Here is an 18,172-nt window from a genome sequence, read left to right as displayed (position 1 = left end):
CTTGTCTTCATAAACAACGGTTTTAATGTTTTCGTTTTTGCGGATCAGGTCTGCCAGCGTACTTATTTGAGATGGCAGCAGCATTTGCCCACCCGATTGTGTCGCGATAGTGCGTAACAATTGGTGGCTAGCTGTGCTTTGGCGGGTTTCTAAATTAAGCTGTTTAACCGTTAATTGTCCGTTAGCTGTAAAAGCTTGCTTGCCATTACTGGTAGTGGCCGAGTAGGTATACTCACCAACCGGCAATGTGCCCGCGTTTAACTGGTAACTTTGCCCGCTGCGCGTAAACAGGAAACTATAGTTCTTCCCTGCCTGGCTTTTCAGGTTTATCTTAACATCGGGGGTATTAATCAGTTCCAGCGCATCGTTGTACAGTTCGGCATTCAGCAACACATTCTCACCCTCGTCGAACACGTTTTTGGAGGCATATACCCTAAAACGCTGGCGGTTTGCATTGGCGGTTAGGTATTGCACGGTTTGGCTCAGCAGTTCCTCCACCGCGTGGTGGTTACCAAACTCGCGGTACTCGGCCAGTTGCCAGCGCCAAAGGCCCTCGCCGGTAAGCACGGCCGACTTGCGGCCTCCGTCATCATTAAAAGCCAGCAAAGGGTAATTGGTTTCTACATTACCTATTTTTTGTTTTAGCAATACCGATGCTGTGCCCGATGTCGTGTAGCTGCCAAACGGCGCTATCAATGGCGGCAATTTGCTGAGTTTGTTTTGGGTAGAATCTGTTAAAGTAAAAGCCGAAAACGTACTAACCGGCTGCGCAAAGGCTTCCTGAACTTCCTGCCCGCCTGAGTTTACCTTAACTGCTTTTTGAGCATTGTTAAAAGCATTAATATCTACTTGCGTACCCGCTATATGCCATAAGGGGCTTTTGCTTTGCAATAGATTTTGCAGCTTACCATAACTATTTGCCGATAGCTGATAAAGTATAGCCAGGCTATAATCATTCAGTTTAACGGCAGCTATATCGCTAACCAGACTGGTTTTTACCTCGAAGTTTTTATTGCTCTCGATAGCTTGTTTAATAACGCTGAGATCCGGGTGTGGACCATCATATAGCAGCAATATTTTTTGCCGGGCATCCAGCACATCTATGTAAATGGTTTCGGTATTGTTTTGTACCGATAGCTCGTTTTTAAGCGGCGCCAGGTTAATCGTAAACTTGCGGATGCCTTTTTTATCCGCATTCAGCTTAACAGGAATAACTTTTTTAAACGCTGCCGAGGTAATGGCGATGTTTTGCGAGTGTACCTGCCTGCCATCTTGCGTTATGTTCAACTGCATGTTCTCACCATTACTTTGGTAAGCTTCGGCCAGTATCTCTATCTCAAAATCGTTGCCCAGGAAAGCGGTTTTATTATAATTTACATTGCTGATGAACAGATCGCGGCGGGGGATGGTATCGCCTAAGGCAATGGTATAAATGCTGGTTTTAATATTTCGCGCTTCGTATTGCGGGTCGGTGCCCAGGTTGTAGAGGCCATCGGTAGCCAGCACAAGAGCGCCAATATTTCGGTTCACAAAGCGCTCATTCAGTTGGTGCAGGGCATTTGAGATATTCGTTTGCCTGCCGTTGAATTTATCCGACAGGCTATCTTTTAAATCCTTATCAAAATGAAATGCATGAACTTCATAATCGTCGCCCAATTCATTTTTCAGAGCCTCACCCCAGCCCTTTCCAAGGGAGAGAGGGCCTTTTCCGAATAGTTTAATGGATTCCGAATTGTCCTGTGCTATTAATATTACCGGCTTTTGCGGCTGATAACTTGTGGAGCGCACCAACGGGGAAACGATCAGCAGCGCTAAAAAACTCACCACTATTGCCCTGAAGACGAATAGAATGTAGCGCATGCTCTTACCCAACTGCACCGGTTTGCGGTACATGAGCCAGGCGTAAAGCAAGCCCAGCACCAGGCATACAGGCGCCCACCATCCCGAAACGGATCCCCAAGTAATTGAAAATAAAAACAGCATATCTGGATAGCCAAATATGCTGTTTTTTTATTGAAAGGGATAAATGTAATTACCTTGATCCTATAATAAGCACTTATTTATTTTGCTAAATTAACATTGTTATAATCATTAAATGCCATAACAATTGCATCAGCTTCTTTAGGTTTAAATGCAGCTTTCCTGGCCATTGAAATCATTTTTGCGGCAAGTCCCATTTTTACAATTGGTTCGTTTCCATACTCACCTTTTTTATACTTTTCCAATATAGCCGGTGTATCCTTAAAATACTTCTGCAAATCATAATCAAAAGCGTTACGTAGTTTATCGTCATCCTTACTGCTCAGAATTTTATAGCCTCTTAATAGTTCGCCCTTTTTTTGTTGTGTTCTTTCGGCAACCTCTGCTGAAGATAAGCCTACATAAACCTCTATTTCTTCAGGATACGAATAAAATTTGAAAGAATTAATCTTCCCTGAAGAGAGCCTTTCCATCATGTGATCGTTTGCACCCAAAGTTTTAAACTGGATATTTTCCATATCAACGTAGTGCACTTTTTCAAATGAGCGATCGCCTACCTGGTAAGATTTAATATCACCAACCTTGTACTTTTTAGGTTTTGCAACAGCTGTGGAATCCTTTAGCCAAATAAATCGTTGGTTTAACCAGGGGGCATTTTCATATAAAGAGATGCTTCCCCCAATTTTTGTTCCGTCATTTAAAATGACATAGCCGGGCAAAAAAGTATCCTGTGCTTTAACGGTCGATAATCCTGTTAAAAACAATAAACAGATACCAATAATTGTATAATGTAATTTCATATTTTTTACTAAAGATGTACTTTATTATTCATAAAAGAAAAAGGCAAGCTGAGCTTGCCTTTTTCTTTATTAAGTTAGTGTACAACATGTGTGCTACTCATGCCGAGAGATCCTGAAACATTTTACCCATCACAATTTGTTAATAAACCGTGGCTAAGTGTTCACGTTCACTGCCGTGAACACCCACGAACATAGATAAATAACTTATAATCAAATACTTAATTTTCAGCTACTGACAAAGTACCGTCACCATTAATACTAACATGATGATTTTGACTTTTGAATTTTTCCTTTTGACTTTGCAACCTACAACATCCCGCCATCAACAGGGATAACCTGCCCGGTGATGTATGCTGCCATATCTGACGCCAGGAACACGCAGGCATTGGCCACGTCTTCGGGCTCACCAGCACGTTTTAAGGGGATAGCAGCCGACCAGCCTTCAACCACTTTAGGGTCTAATACTTCGGTCATTTCGGTGCGGATAAAACCCGGTGCTACCACATTGGTACGGATGTTACGCGAACCTAATTCTTTAGCTATCGATTTAGAAAAACCTATGATGCCCGATTTTGAAGCCGCATAATTGGCTTGGCCTGCATTACCCTGCACACCTACTACCGAGCTCATGTTAATGAATACCCCCTTACGGTTCTTCATCATGATTTTTGAAGCCGCCTTGGTAACGTTGAATATCGATTTAAGGTTCACGTTCAATACGTCGTCCCATTGTTCTTCGGTCATGCGCATTAGCAGGCCATCTTTGGTGATACCGGCGTTGTTCACCACAATATCTAAAGTGCCAAAATCGGTAACGATGTCGTTGATCAGTTTTTCGGCTTCGTCAAATTTTGAGGCATCGCTGCGGTAACCTTTCACCTGCGTACCAAAGCTTTGCAGCTCCTGCTCAAGCGCCTGGCCTTTTTCAACCGATGATAAATATGTAAAGGCAACATTAGCACCGTGTTCAGCAAATTTCTCAGCTATTTTGCGGCCTATTCCTTTTGATGCACCTGTAATAAGTGCCGTTTTTCCTTCCAGTAATTTCATAATTTAAGTATGAGTTTTTCGAGTGGGCGAAGGTAAGTAATTAGTAGGAAAGTCGAAAGCGGGTAAATCCACCCGGGCCTATTAAAAGCTATACGTTAAAAAAAGGTTGCCGGCATAAGAGTTAAAACCGGGCGTAGTCGAGCCACCTTCGCGGCTATTGTAATTTGCGCCAACTATACCCAGGCTGTATCTTGCCTCTAACCCAATGCTTACATTGTTACTTACCGCAAAGCTAAAGCCTGCTTTAGGCCCAATATAGACAGCGCTGGTACTTGCCGATTGAGATAAAATTACATTTTCGCCATCCTGCATACTCATTTCATATTTGGTGATCATGTACCCGCCGTTTAAACCGCCGTAGATGTTTACCAAACCACCTAACGGCAATTCATATGCGATACCGCCGTACAGGCCAATGCCCGAGTAATTGCCATAGGTTGCAGTATAGGAGTAGATATCTTCCTCGGTGTATGTAAAAGTACTTTCTTTGGGTTTGTATTGTCGATAATCTATTGTGCCCGAATATACTAAGCTGCCCATCCTTTTACGAACTGTTACACCAAATGTAGGCGCCCCTTTGTAGATCTCTTTCAAGTCGCCAAGTGGAGATTCATAGCCGCCATTCAGGGATACCGACCAGCCATCCTGCGCGGTATAGCCACCGCTGTTATGGCTGCTACCACCAAGTACATCACCATCGCCGTTGATGCCTGGTGTGTTACGTTGCTGTGCCTTTGAAGGCGACCAAATAATTACCAATAAAACAAAAAGGATTGAGTAAACCCAACGAACGGGGTTTTTAGGAGAATTAGGGTACATTGTTAGATAAGGAATAGTTTAAGTGCCCCTAATTTAACAGAATTATTTTACCCGGACGAAAAAAGTTACCGGGATTTTCGATAAAGGACTAACTAAATATTCCCCACCTCAAACGCTTCGTGCTATTTCTTGTTAGGCTTATACACATTAATGCTACCTGTAATATGATAACAGCCAAGATCATTCGCCACCGCCATAAGTACCACCATTATATGAACGATGATCTGAAAGAGGTTACCGAAGAAACTTTCTTCAAGATCGTATTCTCTGAACCCGCTGAAATGGACTTATTTAAAAAATGGATAGCCAGGCACGATGGGGAGTACAACTACAATAAGGAAGAAAGCAAGCAGGAAGGTACTTTTCCGAAAGTACCCATGTTTCACGACGAGATCTGCTGGTGCGATATCATGACCTACTACCTGCTGCATGTTGCGGGGTATAGCTTCCATTCTACTATTGATCCGTATAAGGGCGAAGTCTATTTTAGGGACAATTAGGTTAACAGGCGGTAGAAACAATATGAATCAAGCAACATTTCCGTTTGTTCCGTTCCACTGGATGTAACAAGAAATCACCAAATACAAAACGACTTTTTTCGTCATTTTTCGACTCTATTCCGGCCTTTTTAGGGTGTCTGTAAGTGGAAGGTGGGTATAGGATTATTAAATTACAACCATTTGATTTATAAGTAATTAATAATTTGCCGTTTGTCCCACTTTGTTCCGGGTGGAACAGCATCTTTTTGCCGCCATTGTTGGTGTTCGGAAGAAACAAAATAACGCTCAGCCTCCAGATTTTGGCTAAAGCCTTATGGGCTTTTGTTTGTAATCAGTTGGCTGAAGCCAACGGCAATGATATACACAAGTGATTCTTATAATTTCTAATTTATTGCCGTCCCATTTATGGGACGGATAGAGAGGGTAGAAAATGGGCTTTAGCCCAAACTCTAATCTTCTGAACACTTATGGTGACAACACCAACAAGGGCGAAATCAAGCTATCGTATGTTGAAATATGCTATATTGCGTTAAAATGGAAAGCGATAAGATCACATATAAATATAGCAAGGGCACTTGTTTTTTTTACTCGTGCTTTTTGTTGTGGATAGTATATATGCTGAGCACATCACTATCAAATTCAAGCCCTAACAACAATGGCGGGATAATATTCTTTTGCGGGTTTTCATCTATACCGATAGTATTTTTGATTTTTATCACAATACGGTACACTATCCCTGCAATAAGAGGTAAAGTAGCTTTCGAAATAAACCAACAAGGCGTTATTGATTATGCACGCAACTTTATTATTGAATGGGCGGACATAAGCGATTTTCGTATGGGGGAAAACAAAGGTGATGCTACTCTTTATTTCTACTTTAAATTGTCTAATGGTATCGAAGATTTTAAAATCACGCGGTTGCGGTGGGTCAAAGGTGACTATTTAGAGATATATGGTATAATTGAAGCCAATCTTGAAGAACGTGGACCACTCAAATCGTAATTACAACCCCTCCTGATATTCCTTCTGCAAATCCAACAGGCAATTGGCGCACAGGCAGCCATCGTATAGTTCACTTACGTACTGCACCTCGTTTATGCTCAGCTGCACGGTACTGCACTGGCACTTGGTGAATGAATTTGCTTTACATTCAAACAGGGCGCTGCAGCGTTCGCAATGAAGTACTTCGTGTTTCGCGGATATGATCATTATATCTATCAAAGGTCGGCAAGATAATTAGCTTACAGAAACTTTGGCCATCATTATAATGTAAAAGACCGGTAAGCTTTGCAGCCTGCCGGTCTTTTCTATCGTATGATGGATATTAGGCTAATTTATGCAGAGCAGGTAACGCAACCCTCTTCCATTGAGCAAGATGGGCCTGCTGGTATCTCGTCAGTTATTGTTTCAACAACTTCTGGAATAACCGGCTCCATGTTTTTGCCGCCGCCCTGGTTCTCAACTGTAAATTTAACCGCTTGCGATGCTGCTTGTGTACGCAGATAATACATACCTGTTTTTAAGCCTTTCTTCCATGCGTAGAAGTGCATTGAAGTAAGTTTTGATGCATTTGGTGAGTTGATGAACAAGTTTAATGATTGCGACTGGCAGATATAAGCACCCCTATCGGCAGCCATATCTATAATGTTACGCATCTTAATTTCCCAAACAGTTTTGTAAATGTCTTTGATATCCTGTGGTATCTCGGCAATATCCTGGATAGAACCGTTAGCGGTAATGATCCTGTCTTTCATGTTTGTATTCCATACGCCACGGTTTACAAGATCGCGCAGCAAGTGTTTGTTTACAATAATAAACTCACCACTTAATACACGGCGGGTGTAAATATTTGAGGTATATGGCTCAAAGCACTCGTTGTTACCCAATATTTGTGAAGTAGATGCGGTTGGCATTGGTGCTACTAACAGTGAGTTGCGCACACCATGGTTCATTACATCTAAACGCAGGTTTTCCCAATCCCAACGGCCGCTTTCCGGTTTTACATCCCAAAGGTCAAACTGGAACTTACCTTTTGATAAAGGCGAACCTTTAAAGGTTTCGTAAGCGCCATCTTTAATAGCCAGATCTTTAGAAGCCGTCATGGCAGCAAAGTAAATGGTTTCAAAAATGTCTTTGTTCAGTTGTTTTGCTTCTTCACTTTCAAACGGTAAACGCAGCAGTATGAAAGCATCGGCCAAACCTTGTACACCTAAACCAATTGGGCGGTGACGCAGGTTAGAGTAACGTGCTTCTTCAATCGGGTAATAGTTGTTATCGATGATCTTGTTCAGGTTTAATGTAGCCTGGTAAGTTACTTCGTATAGTTTAGCGTGGTCAAACTCACCGTTAATTACGTAACGTGGTAAAGCCAATGAAGCCAGGTTACAAACTGCAACTTCTTTATCAGAAGTGTACTCCATGATCTCGGTACAAAGGTTCGAGCTTTTTATAGTACCAAGGTTTTGCTGATTAGATTTCGCGTTGGCAGCATCTTTATACAACAAGTATGGTGTACCGGTTTCTACCTGGGCATCTAATACAGCGAACCAAAGTTCTTGCGCTTTAATGGTTTTACGGCCGCGGCCTTCTTTCTCGTAACGCTCGTATAATTCTTCAAACTCTTTACCGTGGCAATCTGCCAGGCCTGGTGCTTCGTGCGGGCAAAACAATGTCCACTCTTCGTTAGCTTCAACTCTGCGCATAAACAAGTCAGATACCCAAAGGGCGTAGAACAAATCGCGTGCGCGCATTTCTTCTTTACCGTGGTTTTTACGCAGGTCTAAAAATTCGAATATATCTGCATGCCATGGCTCCAGGTAAATAGCGAAAGCGCCTTTACGCTTGCCACCACCCTGGTCTACATAACGTGCTGTATCATTAAATACTTTTAGCATTGGGATGATGCCGTTGCTTGTACCGTTTGTACCGCTGATGTATGAGCCTGTAGCCCTTACATTGTGGATGCTTAAACCAATACCACCTGCGCTTTGAGAGATCTTGGCAGTTTGTTTAAGTGTATCGTAGATACCTTCGATGCTGTCATCTTTCATGGTTAACAAAAAGCATGACGACATTTGTGGTTTTGGTGTACCTGCGTTAAACAAGGTTGGTGTAGCGTGTGTAAACCAGCGCTCGCTCATCAGGTTGTATGTTTTGATAGCGCTATCAATATCTTCTTTGTGGATACCTACCGATACACGCATGAACAGGTGCTGCGGGCGTTCGGCAATTTTACCGTCTATTTTTAGCAGGTATGATTTTTCAAGGGTTTTAAAACCGAAGTAGTCAAAACCAAAGTCGCGGTCATATATAATGCTGCTGTCTAAGATATCGGCATTAGCCATAATAATCTCGTAAACATCATCGGCCAATAAAGCGGCGTTTTTACCGGTTTTTTTATCAACGTACTCATACATACGTTTCATGGTTTCAGAGAACGACTTAGTGGTGTTCTTGTGGAGGTTGGACACCGCAATACGTGAAGCAAGCAAAGCATAATCGGGATGTTTGGTAGTTAACGATGCTGCTGTCTCAGCTGCAAGGTTATCCAGTTCGGAGGTGGTAACACCATCAAACAAACCTTCAATTACTTTTTTTGCCACATCAATTGGGTCAACCAGGTTAAACCCATAGCACAGTTTCTCTATACGTGCTGTGATCTTGTCGAATTTTACCGACTCTTTTCTTCCGTCTCTTTTTACTACGAACATTTTGCCACCTCCTTATTCCCTGCCAACCCGACAGGGGGTATTTTATATTAGTTAATTAGTTTATTCTTTTTATTAAAGCCCTCTCCTTTGGAGAGGGTTGGGTAAGGCTTCCTAAAAATCCTCATCCAGTGAAAATGCCTTACTTTCGGCACTGTTCATTACACCGCTTTTTTGGTAATCACCTACTCTTTTCTCAAAGAAATTGGTTTTACCCTGCAGGCTTATCATCTCCATAAAATCAAACGGGTTTGATGCGCCATATACTTTAGGATACCCCAATTCGTCCAGCCATCTGTCGGCTACAAACTCAATATACTGGCTCATCATTTTGGCATTCATACCAATCAGGCTTACCGGCAAGGCATCGCTTACAAATTCTTTTTCTATCTCAACCGCATCTGTAATAATTTTGGTTGCTGCTTCTGTTGATAGTTTAACATCAAGCATTTTGTACAGCAAGCAAGCGAATTCGCAGTGCGAACCCTCGTCACGCGATATCAGCTCATTACTGAAAGTTAAGCCCGGCATTAAGCCACGTTTCTTCAACCAGAAAATAGAGCAGAAACTACCACTGAAGAAGATACCTTCTACCGCGGCAAAGGCTATTAAACGCTCTGCAAAGCTTCCGTTATTTATCCAGCGTAGTGCCCATTCCGCTTTTTTACCTACACATGGTACGGTATCAATAGCGTGGAACAAACGGTCTTTTTCGGCCGGATCTTTAATATACGTGTCTATTAATAATGCATAGGTTTCTGAGTGGATATTCTCCATCATGATCTGAAAACCGTAGAAACAACGAGCCTCGGGCAATTGCACCTCGCTCATAAAATTGATGGCCAGGTTCTCGTTCACAATACCATCGCTCGCCGCGAAAAATGCTAATATGTGCGATATAAAATGTTTCTCGCCCGGGTTTAAATTCTCCCAATGCTTCATGTCGTCAGACAGGTCGATCTCTTCTGCTGTCCAAAAGCTGGCTTCAGCTTTTTTGTACATTTCCCAAATAGCGGGGTATTTAATTGGGAGGATAACAAAGCGATCTTTGTTTTCCTTTAGCAGTAATTCGGTTTCCTCTTTCATGCGAGATAGATTATATTTTAAAAATTCTTTGCCTCTTTTAACGCTATTTAAATTTGCTTTTGTAACGAGCCGACAATAGACAGAGATTCCATGTGAGTTTTTTCTTAAACAGCGAAAAAATTGCTTTTTCGCATTTATTTACTCACTTTTCACCCCTCTCACCAATCGTTACTAAACTATTTTCAGTTGCACATTAGTCCATGTTAAACATGGTCTTTCTTTTCTGTTTCGATAGAACTACCGATAACATAGATAGCGTTAAAAGAACTTCTACTTCAAAGATAGGTGATGATGCTATTTAATGTTAGTCAAAGTTTTTAACATCACCTATGAGTTATGAACACTTTGGCACTTGCTGCAAAAATTATTGTGTGATGACAAAAAATTCAATGTACTTGTAAACAGCCGCTTAACGCTACCTTTTTTATTTTAGAGTGAGAAGCTATGTGAATTTTCATAAAAGATTTAAAGGATATGAACATTTACCTAACAGCCTTAAAAGCAATACAAATGCCTAAGCTAAACACTTCAGAAACGTAGTTTTTACATAATAAATCCTTAAAAGGAGTAGCTATTTTTTCAGCAAAAAACAATGTGGAAAAAGAAAAAACATCCCTGATATTTTGGGGCGGGGGATAGTAATTTTAAAATTCAGAGGCTATATTATTGACTTATTTTTTCAGTTCGTCAACCGGTACAAATTTCATGGAAACTGAGTTTACGCAGTGCCTCGTATTTTTAGGCGTCATATACTCGCCCTGAAAAACGTGACCTAAATGGGCGCCGCAATTAGCACAAAGTATTTCGGTACGGCGGCCATCGGCATCGGTTTCCCACCTTACGGCGCCGGCTATTTCATCATCAAAGCTTGGCCAACCACAGTGCGACTCAAATTTTGATTCGGATGTGTAAAGCGGGGCATCGCAACGCCTGCAAACGTACACGCCTTCGGCCTTATTATTCAGTAACTCGCCGGTAAACGGGCGCTCTGTTCCTTTATGTAATATGATATATTCTTCCTCTGGGGTTAACTGATTATATGCCATTGTAATTAGTGATTTTTTAATTAGCGAATTAGTGATTAAAGATGGCTTTTCGCCTTATCATCTATATAAATATACGACAATTTGGTGGCAAATTTTGTTTGAAAAGAGGATGTTTACACAGGTTTGACATGGTAAATGTGCAGATTTATGAGTGTGCAGATGCAGATAAAAGAGCGCGAGGCTCATCCTGAGTTTATCGAAGGACGTGCGCAAAGGCATAGTCTGCTAATGGTTCGACAAGCTCACCATGACAATAAAATAATTGTCGCTACTCATGACATAGCTTATTGAATAACGCCAATATGATACTCCTGTATCAGCGGCGGGTTCTCTGGCGTTAAGGTAAACGATACCCTGATATTCGCCTTTTCGCCTGTCATAATAAAATAGCCGCGCAAATTATTTTCGGCTACTACTTCGCCAACGCCCGTAATTTTTCCGGCTTTAGCATAAACATCAAGTGCTTCTGCTTTAAGCTTATCGGGGAAGTAATCCATAAAGAAGTTGTCGGCGAATATACCCGTGGCCTGCGGGTTGTTCCAGTTAGGCAGCAACTTTACCAGTTCATCGCGGCGCTGGGTTAAGATGGCTGATGCAGGTAATGTACGGGGTTTTATACCAGATAAGGCCAACAGCGTATCTAAAGCAATAGTATTAGCCCTGCCCCCGTTTGCGTAGGTTAAATTGGCGAACGACACTACACCCACCCCATAATCGGGCAGGATATTCCATTGGCTGCCAAAACCGGGTAAACCACCACTGTGGCCAACATAAACACGGTTATCACAATCTTTAGCCCAGCGCAAACCATACCCATAAGCAGATACCGTAGGGCACGGCCTGCCAGTTGTGGTTTTAGCATTCGCCGTTAAGTAGTTTACATCCCATGGGTATTGCATCTCGCGCACCGAACTCCTTTTTACAGGGCCATCCTCGGCATCGTCTCTTGCAGGCCAGGCGTTCATATGCACAGCCATGTATTTGCTAAAATCTTCAATAGTGGTTATCAACCCACCCATGGCACCATAGGCACCATCATGCAGCAGGGGCTGCTCTACCCATTTATCATCGAGCCAGCGATAACCAAGAGCCAGTTGTTCTTTGGGCACTTTGGTGTATTCCCAATAAGTATGGCCCATGCCTAAAGGTTTTAGGATATTATCGTTGATGTAAGTTTCGTATGTTTTGCCCGATACCTTTTTGATGATATAACCCAGCGTTGCAAAACCCAAATTGCTATACTCATACCCCTGTCCCGGATTGTTGGAGAACGAAACACCTTTCTTATAAATAGCGATCAATGCATCATCAGATACGGCCAATTGTCTATCGCCCCAGGGGTTATCTTCGGGGTAGCCGGCGGCATGGGTAAGTAGGTGGCGGATGGTTACCGGCACGGCATCTTTGCTGAGATACTTATTATTCTTCATCTCGGGGATGTAGAGGTATGCCGGGTCGTCGAGTTTTAGTTTGCCTTCATCACGTAGTTTGAGGATGGCCATAGCGGTTAGGCTCTTGGTCATGGATGCAATGCGAAAATCTGATTTAGAAGTTACAGGTGTTTTAGCCGCGATGTCTGTATATCCCATATTGCCTATATGCACCAGTTTGCCATCCACCACAATACCATAAGCCAGCCCCGGCCAATGATTTTTCTCGGCATAATCCTTATAAAGCTGATCTATTATTGGGAATGTCGCTTCAATCTTTTTTAGCCTGTCGGGATCGGTAAAAGTTGCAGGTTTGTATTGAGCGAAGGTTGTGGTGGCGGATAATAGCAGAAGGAGGCAGAAGTAGTTTTTCATATTAATGATCTGGATTACCGAATTTAGGAAATTTTATACAATATGACCCTACCGCGTTAGGGAGTGCAGCGGATACCGGCCTTGTGATTAAGGCCTGTGCAGTATGAGCGAAAAGCCCGGGCCGCAGGCAACGCCATATTTCAAATAAACGTTTAACTAATGGTTTGACAGGCTCACCATGACAAGGCGTACAAACAAAAAAATCCCGGCCAACTGACCGGGATCTTCACTCATTATTTTGAAACTAAATTTTTTTAAATTGAATAGTAGTGACGCTTTTTACAATAGTATCAATGTTAATTTCGGTTTCAATAATCCATGACATTGTATTGTTATTAACCTTCAATTCATAGCTTTCGCCCGAAACATTCAACCTAAGTTTGCCATCCACATTGCTAATTGTGTAATTATATGGATCATCCGGCCTATCTGATCCTTTAAGAGTTGTAGTATTTAGAAATTGAATCTGTAGGTTATCGTTTATTGATAAATGTTCAGTTTTCACCACTTTACCGGAAGCATCATAATACGTTGCGCTGCTGTTTTGCCCCGCCCAGGTGCCAATCACCTGGTTCTTCGCGTCGTCTAATTTATCTTCAGGAGATTTTTCTTTTTTGCAGCTAAATAGTATAACTGAAAAGCTTAGGATAAGTAAAAGTAATTTTAATTTCATTCGGGTTTATTTTTTGAATAGAAGATCATTTAATTGCTAAAGTTTTAATAAGGGCACCAAGGTTCTGCTGGTTAAAGGTACTTTACTGTCCTTCAGGAAGACAGATCGGACACAAAAAATCCCGGCCAACTGACCGGGATCTCTCATATATCTTGATTCTTAACTCTTACGTCTTGATTCTATTATTTCAATTTAGCTAATTCCTCTGCCATAGCAGCGCCAATTTCGGCAGGAGATTCTACTACACGGATACCACATTCGCGCATGATCTTCATTTTTGCGGCAGCTGTATCATCGGCACCACCAACAATTGCACCAGCGTGGCCCATACGGCGGCCCGGAGGCGCAGTTTGGCCGGCAATGAAACCAACAACAGGTTTAGTACCAAATTCTTTGACCCAGCGGGCAGCATCAGCTTCCATACCACCACCAATTTCACCAATCATGATGATACCGTGTGTTTCCGGGTCGTTCATTAATAATTCAACAGCTTCTTTGGTTGGGGTACCAATAATTGGGTCGCCACCAATACCAATAGCGGTAGTGATACCTAAACCGGCTTTAACAACCTGGTCAACCGCTTCGTAAGTAAGCGTACCCGATTTTGAAACCACACCAACGTTACCTTTTTTGAAGATAAAGCCCGGCATAATACCAATTTTGGTTTCGCCTGCAGTAATAATACCCGGGCAGTTAGGGCCTATAAGGCGGCTATCTTTGTCGGTTAAATACTCTTTCACCAGTATCATATCCTTTGTAGGGATACCTTCGGTGATACATACAATAACTTTAATACCGGCTTCTGCAGCCTCCATAATAGCATCGGCAGCAAATGCAGGTGGTACAAATATGATAGATACATCAGCACCGGTTGCATCAACCGCGTCTTTAACGGTATTAAAAACTGGCTTGTCCAGGTGTTTCTGACCACCTTTACCTGGTGTAACACCACCAACTAACTGTGTGCCATACTCAATCATCTGGGTAGCATGGTAAGTACCTTCGTTACCTGTAAAACCTTGTACTATAACTTTAGAATCTTTATTTACGAGAACGCTCATCGGCTTTTTTGTTTTGTATGGCAAAGCTAAAAAAAAAATCGCCCCTCAACTCTCTAAAGGATTAATTTTTGAAAATTTACATTTAGGTTATGGGTTTGGCGGTAAACTAACCACAGAGGGCACGGAGGTTTTCACGGAGAACACAGAGGCTTAGCGATTTATTATTAATGATAAATCCCTCTGTGTACTCTATGGTTTTCCTCCGTGCCCTCTGTGGTTAAAAAATCTCTCCCCGTTAAAATGTGTTAAATGCTATTCATTATAAAAATATAGCCTTATATTTATGTCACTACATTTTTACCGATGAGATACCTATTATCCTTAATGCTTTTGCTGTTTTGCATTCAAACCAATGCGCAAATAGTTACGGGCTTCGTAATTGATAAAAAAACCCGCAAACCAATCGAATACATTGTGGTATCAGCTTCTACCGCTAACACCATGACCAATGAGCAAGGTGCTTTTACCCTACGCATTTCTAAACTTACCGATACCCTGCGCATTAAAGCCATGGGATATAAGCCTTATACAAAAGTGATAGGCCCCTGGAGCGGCCGGTTAAAACTGATAGAACTGGAAACTGCGTCCATCAGGCTGAATGAAGTAGCCATTGTAGCCAAGCGCAATTTTATAAGAGACAGCGTAAATAACCGCAAGCAGTTTGCCAAAGAATTTGCCTTTAAAGGCCCAAGTTTCACAGAAATCATGCGGCCAACCGCCACCAACGTACCTTTTGCCTGGGCCACAGTTGATCTGTTATCTTTATTCAGGGCCTTCAACAAAAAGAAAACACCCGAATACCACCTACAGCAAACCATGCTGCGTTATGAGAGCGAAGACCATACCGCCCAGCGCTTTAACCGTGGCCTGGTTGGGCGGATAACTCACCTGCAAGGTGATACCCTGGATGATTTTATAACCGAATACCGGCCTACCCCCGCGCAAATTGATGTAATGACCGATTACAACCTGGTATTCTATATTAAAGATAGCCTGCGAAAATTTAAGGCGAAAAATGAAAAGGCCCCAGGCAGCAAGCCTGATTTTAAAGTAGATTCAACATTAGTAGATTAGCTTGCTAATCAAAAACTCCCCCTTCAGGGGGCTGGGGGGGCTTGTGTTACAAACTCTTTTTCACTCTTCGCCACCACTATAGTCGCCACACCATTGCCAATTACGTTAGTGATGGCCCGCGCTTCGCTCATAAACCTGTCTACACCCAGCAGGATAGCCACACCTTCAACAGGAATGATCTTAATTGCAGCCAATGTAGATGTAAGTACAATAAAACCGCTACCGGTTACGCCTGCCGCGCCTTTTGAGGTGATCATGAGGATGCCGATAATGGTGAGCTGCTGTTCTATAGAAAGATCTATCTTAAACACCTGCGCCAGAAAAATCACCGACATAGAAAGATAAATAGTTGTACCATCGAGATTAAACGAGTACCCCGCGGGTATCACCAGTCCGACCACCGATTTTGAACAGCCAAATTTCTCCAGCTTTTCCATCATCCCCGGCAGGGCCGATTCTGATGAGGAAGTCCCCAGCACGATCAATATCTCTTCCTTAATATGCTTCAGATATTGCCACAGACTAAATTTGTACAGGTAACAGATAATGTTAAGCACAACAAATATGAACAGGAACATAGTCAAGTATACCGACCCCATCAGTAAAGCCAATGGTTTAAGGGTTGCCAGTCCGTAAGTGCTGATGGTGTAAGCCATTCCGCCGAAAGCGCCGATGGGTGCCACCTTCATCACTATGTGCATCATGTTGAAGAAAACTTTAGATAGCTTATCAAATGTTTTAATAACCGATTGCCCCGTTTCCCCCATCCGGCTAAGGCCGAAACCAAACAATATAGCAAAGAAAAGGATCTGCAGGATATCGCCTTTGGCAAAAGCCTCGAAGGCATTAGTGGGGACAATGTGGGTTATAAAATCGCCCCATTTCATTTCAGATGCTGCCTTTTCATATACGGCAAGCTTACTGGTATCAACCTTAACATGGTTATTGATAAAGTTGGCGCCGGGTTTTATTACATTGGCTACCGTAACGCCAATTACAAGGGCCAGCGTAGTAACTATCTCAAAGTAAAGCAGGGCTTTGCCGCCTACCCGGCCAACCTTTTTTATATCGCTCATGCCGGCAATTCCCAGCACTATGGTAAAGAAAATAATAGGGGCTATCAGCAGCGTTATCAGGCTGATGAATATCTTACTGATCATCTGCGCGGTTGGCGCAAAATCTTTAAAAAACAGTCCCACTACCACGCCTAATATTATGGCAATGATAACCTGGAAGGTGAGGTTGGTGACAATGCGTTTCATTAATTTGCTACGCTTTTGTCAGAGTTGTACTTATCAATAGCCTTGTAGTAATCTTTCTTTTTAAAGGCTTTTAAAGCTTTTGGGCTTTTGGCAATAATAGGCGCAAGCGATGCTGAATCGAGCTTTTGAACAGGGCCGTTGCCAAGCTGGTATGCACGCAAGTAAAAGCTATCTATCTCCTCGGTTTCTGATAAAGGCGAAAAGGCATTTATCTTGCCTTCCAATACCTTAAAAAACCAGCAGCTATCGTTAGCCATACCCTTAATTTTATTATTATAATCAGTCCTGCTGATGCTAATAGTTTGGTTACTGTAAATCCGTTGCTCGCGCAGTTTTTTATCTTTTATCGTTTTATCATCGTAGGTAAGATAGCTCTTGTGCAAGGTGGTATCCATATGAATTTTCGATTTAACCTCTTTTACTGAGCTATCTTTCATTAGTACTTTGAATTTATACTTTTGATTAATCATATATCCATACCCCCTGTAAAGGTTCATGTTCATCATTCTTTGCATATTCATATTCATATCCATAAAGTTTCGCGACATCATCCTGTTATAGTCACCAACATAGGCCGCAGGCACCCCACGTTGAGCAGAAACATTATATGTGCTTAAAATAATGAATAATAGAATAAATAAAGCGTAAAGTTTTTTCATTTGTCAATAAGGTTTATTCGGCATTCCAGCCCAAACAATAATACGATTATTTATAAACAAGTTGCCCCGTGCTGCAAAAAGCAATTTAAGGCAAATGCGTAACTTGCCCCTTCTATTAAATACCTGCCACATGAATACTTCTCAAAACAACCAACAAGCCGCTAAAGCCCAAACTTTTAAAGCCTTACATGAAAGAACCGGGCTTTTTGTGATCCCTAACCCATGGGATGCCGGTTCGGCAAAAATGCTTGCTGCTTTGGGGTTTGAGGCCCTGGCAACTACAAGCGCCGGCCTTGCTTATATACTCGGGCGCCCTGATGGTAGTGTTAGTCGGGACGAAGCCCTGGAAAACGCCCGCGCAATTATTGAAGCGACCAGCCTGCCCGTTGCTGCCGATCTGGAAAATGGTTACGGCGACGAACCTGAAGCATGTGCGGAAACTATCTTGTTTGCTGCAAGGGCAGGTTTGGCCGGTGGTTCTATTGAAGATTTTACCGAGAATGATGAAGACCCTATTTATTCATTTGAACATTCGGTGGCGCGTATTAAAGCCGCGGTAAAAGCCGCGCGCAGCTTGCCCGATCCATTTATGCTTACTGCAAGGGCAGAGAATTTTTTACATGGCCGTATCGACCTTAAAGATACCATCC

The 18,172-nt window shown here is 42.4% G+C and carries 17 protein-coding genes; 4 read left to right on the top strand and 13 right to left on the bottom strand.

Going from position 1 to position 18,172, the window contains the following annotated elements; translation table 11 throughout:
• From JWQ85_RS05505 to JWQ85_RS05490, 4 genes are all read right to left on the bottom strand, one after another.
• Nucleotides 1-1,983 (bottom strand): hypothetical protein (locus JWQ85_RS05505; RefSeq protein ID WP_299465172.1); only part of this gene is annotated, 1,983 nt, incomplete at its 3' end.
• Nucleotides 1,984-2,060: 77 nt separating this feature from the next.
• A complete protein-coding gene (locus tag JWQ85_RS05500) occupies nucleotides 2,061-2,780 on the bottom strand; it encodes a hypothetical protein (protein WP_299465169.1) in 720 nt (239 codons plus the stop codon).
• 306 nt (nucleotides 2,781-3,086) lie between these two features.
• Entirely contained in the window at nucleotides 3,087-3,830 is a 744-nt protein-coding gene (gene fabG, locus JWQ85_RS05495) for a 3-oxoacyl-[acyl-carrier-protein] reductase (protein WP_299465166.1), read from the bottom strand.
• A gap of 81 nt (nucleotides 3,831-3,911) precedes the next feature.
• Nucleotides 3,912-4,649, bottom strand: a complete 738-nt coding sequence (locus JWQ85_RS05490; RefSeq protein ID WP_299465163.1) for a hypothetical protein — start codon at nucleotides 4,647-4,649, stop codon at nucleotides 3,912-3,914.
• A gap of 164 nt (nucleotides 4,650-4,813) precedes the next feature.
• Between JWQ85_RS05490 and JWQ85_RS05485 the strand changes: the two genes are divergently transcribed.
• Both JWQ85_RS05485 and JWQ85_RS05480 read left to right on the top strand, forming a co-directional pair.
• A complete protein-coding gene (locus tag JWQ85_RS05485; protein ID WP_299465159.1) occupies nucleotides 4,814-5,149 on the top strand; it encodes a hypothetical protein in 336 nt (111 codons plus the stop codon).
• A gap of 534 nt (nucleotides 5,150-5,683) precedes the next feature.
• Complete coding sequence (locus tag JWQ85_RS05480) at nucleotides 5,684-6,151, top strand: hypothetical protein (protein WP_299465156.1); 468 nt, start codon at nucleotides 5,684-5,686, stop codon at nucleotides 6,149-6,151.
• Here the strand turns inward: JWQ85_RS05480 and JWQ85_RS05475 are convergent, their stop codons facing one another.
• The 7 genes from JWQ85_RS05475 to sucD form a co-directional block, all read right to left on the bottom strand.
• Entirely contained in the window at nucleotides 6,152-6,358 is a 207-nt protein-coding gene (locus JWQ85_RS05475; RefSeq protein WP_299465153.1) for a cysteine-rich CWC family protein, read from the bottom strand.
• A 125-nt stretch (nucleotides 6,359-6,483) separates the two neighbouring features.
• On the bottom strand, nucleotides 6,484-8,859 hold the full coding sequence (locus JWQ85_RS05470; protein WP_299465151.1) for a ribonucleoside-diphosphate reductase subunit alpha: 2,376 nt from the start codon (nucleotides 8,857-8,859) through the stop codon (nucleotides 6,484-6,486).
• A gap of 111 nt (nucleotides 8,860-8,970) precedes the next feature.
• A complete protein-coding gene (locus JWQ85_RS05465; protein ID WP_299465148.1) occupies nucleotides 8,971-9,942 on the bottom strand; it encodes a ribonucleoside-diphosphate reductase small subunit in 972 nt (323 codons plus the stop codon).
• Nucleotides 9,943-10,613: 671 nt separating this feature from the next.
• Entirely contained in the window at nucleotides 10,614-10,988 is a 375-nt protein-coding gene (locus tag JWQ85_RS05460) for a methionine-R-sulfoxide reductase (protein ID WP_299465145.1), read from the bottom strand.
• Nucleotides 10,989-11,272: 284 nt separating this feature from the next.
• Nucleotides 11,273-12,793 carry a serine hydrolase gene (locus JWQ85_RS05455; protein ID WP_299465142.1) on the bottom strand — a complete coding sequence of 507 codons (1,521 nt, stop codon included), beginning with the start codon at nucleotides 12,791-12,793 and terminating at the stop codon, nucleotides 11,273-11,275.
• Between the two features lie 244 nt (nucleotides 12,794-13,037).
• Nucleotides 13,038-13,466 (bottom strand): hypothetical protein, encoded by a 429-nt coding sequence (locus JWQ85_RS05450; RefSeq protein WP_299465139.1) that lies wholly within the window; start codon nucleotides 13,464-13,466, stop codon nucleotides 13,038-13,040.
• A 182-nt stretch (nucleotides 13,467-13,648) separates the two neighbouring features.
• On the bottom strand, nucleotides 13,649-14,527 hold the full coding sequence (sucD, locus tag JWQ85_RS05445; protein ID WP_299465136.1) for a succinate--CoA ligase subunit alpha: 879 nt from the start codon (nucleotides 14,525-14,527) through the stop codon (nucleotides 13,649-13,651).
• 303 nt (nucleotides 14,528-14,830) lie between these two features.
• Between sucD and JWQ85_RS05440 the strand changes: the two genes are divergently transcribed.
• Nucleotides 14,831-15,601 carry a carboxypeptidase-like regulatory domain-containing protein gene (locus JWQ85_RS05440; protein ID WP_299465134.1) on the top strand — a complete coding sequence of 257 codons (771 nt, stop codon included), beginning with the start codon at nucleotides 14,831-14,833 and terminating at the stop codon, nucleotides 15,599-15,601.
• Between the two features lie 23 nt (nucleotides 15,602-15,624).
• On the opposite strand, the gene dctA is transcribed toward JWQ85_RS05440, so the two are convergent.
• The gene (gene dctA, locus JWQ85_RS05435; RefSeq protein WP_299465131.1) at nucleotides 15,625-16,863 is read right to left on the bottom strand and encodes a C4-dicarboxylate transporter DctA; all 1,239 of its coding nucleotides are present in this window, start codon (nucleotides 16,861-16,863) and stop codon (nucleotides 15,625-15,627) included.
• Nucleotides 16,863-17,522 carry a hypothetical protein gene (locus JWQ85_RS05430; protein WP_299465128.1) on the bottom strand — a complete coding sequence of 220 codons (660 nt, stop codon included), beginning with the start codon at nucleotides 17,520-17,522 and terminating at the stop codon, nucleotides 16,863-16,865. Before JWQ85_RS05430 ends, dctA begins: the two co-directional genes overlap by 1 nt.
• 130 nt (nucleotides 17,523-17,652) lie before the next feature.
• On the opposite strand from JWQ85_RS05430, the gene JWQ85_RS05425 reads away from it, so the two are divergent.
• Nucleotides 17,653-18,172, top strand: a 520-nt coding sequence (locus tag JWQ85_RS05425; protein WP_299465125.1) for an isocitrate lyase/phosphoenolpyruvate mutase family protein, incomplete at its 3' end; no start/stop codon positions are given.

The sequence above is a fragment of the Mucilaginibacter sp. genome, assembly GCF_028288105.1.
Classification (GTDB): Bacteria; Bacteroidota; Bacteroidia; order Sphingobacteriales; family Sphingobacteriaceae; genus Mucilaginibacter.
This window is presented reverse-complemented; position numbering and strand designations above follow the sequence as displayed.

Excerpts from the sequence above, each read along its gene's own strand:
- fabG (WP_299465166.1), bottom strand. The coding sequence starts at position 3,830 with ATGAAATTACTGGAAGGAAAAACGGCACTTATTACAGGTGCATCAAAA.
- JWQ85_RS05470 (WP_299465151.1), bottom strand. The coding sequence starts at position 8,859 with ATGTTCGTAGTAAAAAGAGACGGAAGAAAAGAGTCGGTAAAATTCGAC.
- JWQ85_RS05440 (WP_299465134.1), top strand. The coding sequence starts at position 14,831 with ATGAGATACCTATTATCCTTAATGCTTTTGCTGTTTTGCATTCAAACC.
- JWQ85_RS05450 (WP_299465139.1), bottom strand. The coding sequence starts at position 13,466 with ATGAAATTAAAATTACTTTTACTTATCCTAAGCTTTTCAGTTATACTA.
- JWQ85_RS05455 (WP_299465142.1), bottom strand. The coding sequence starts at position 12,793 with ATGAAAAACTACTTCTGCCTCCTTCTGCTATTATCCGCCACCACAACC.
- dctA (WP_299465131.1), bottom strand. The coding sequence starts at position 16,863 with ATGAAACGCATTGTCACCAACCTCACCTTCCAGGTTATCATTGCCATA.
- JWQ85_RS05475 (WP_299465153.1), bottom strand. The coding sequence starts at position 6,358 with ATGATCATATCCGCGAAACACGAAGTACTTCATTGCGAACGCTGCAGC.
- JWQ85_RS05430 (WP_299465128.1), bottom strand. The coding sequence starts at position 17,522 with ATGAAAAAACTTTACGCTTTATTTATTCTATTATTCATTATTTTAAGC.
- JWQ85_RS05465 (WP_299465148.1), bottom strand. The coding sequence starts at position 9,942 with ATGAAAGAGGAAACCGAATTACTGCTAAAGGAAAACAAAGATCGCTTT.
- JWQ85_RS05460 (WP_299465145.1), bottom strand. The coding sequence starts at position 10,988 with ATGGCATATAATCAGTTAACCCCAGAGGAAGAATATATCATATTACAT.
- JWQ85_RS05490 (WP_299465163.1), bottom strand. The coding sequence starts at position 4,649 with ATGTACCCTAATTCTCCTAAAAACCCCGTTCGTTGGGTTTACTCAATC.
- sucD (WP_299465136.1), bottom strand. The coding sequence starts at position 14,527 with ATGAGCGTTCTCGTAAATAAAGATTCTAAAGTTATAGTACAAGGTTTT.
- JWQ85_RS05500 (WP_299465169.1), bottom strand. The coding sequence starts at position 2,780 with ATGAAATTACATTATACAATTATTGGTATCTGTTTATTGTTTTTAACA.
- JWQ85_RS05485 (WP_299465159.1), top strand. The coding sequence starts at position 4,814 with ATGATAACAGCCAAGATCATTCGCCACCGCCATAAGTACCACCATTAT.
- JWQ85_RS05480 (WP_299465156.1), top strand. The coding sequence starts at position 5,684 with ATGGAAAGCGATAAGATCACATATAAATATAGCAAGGGCACTTGTTTT.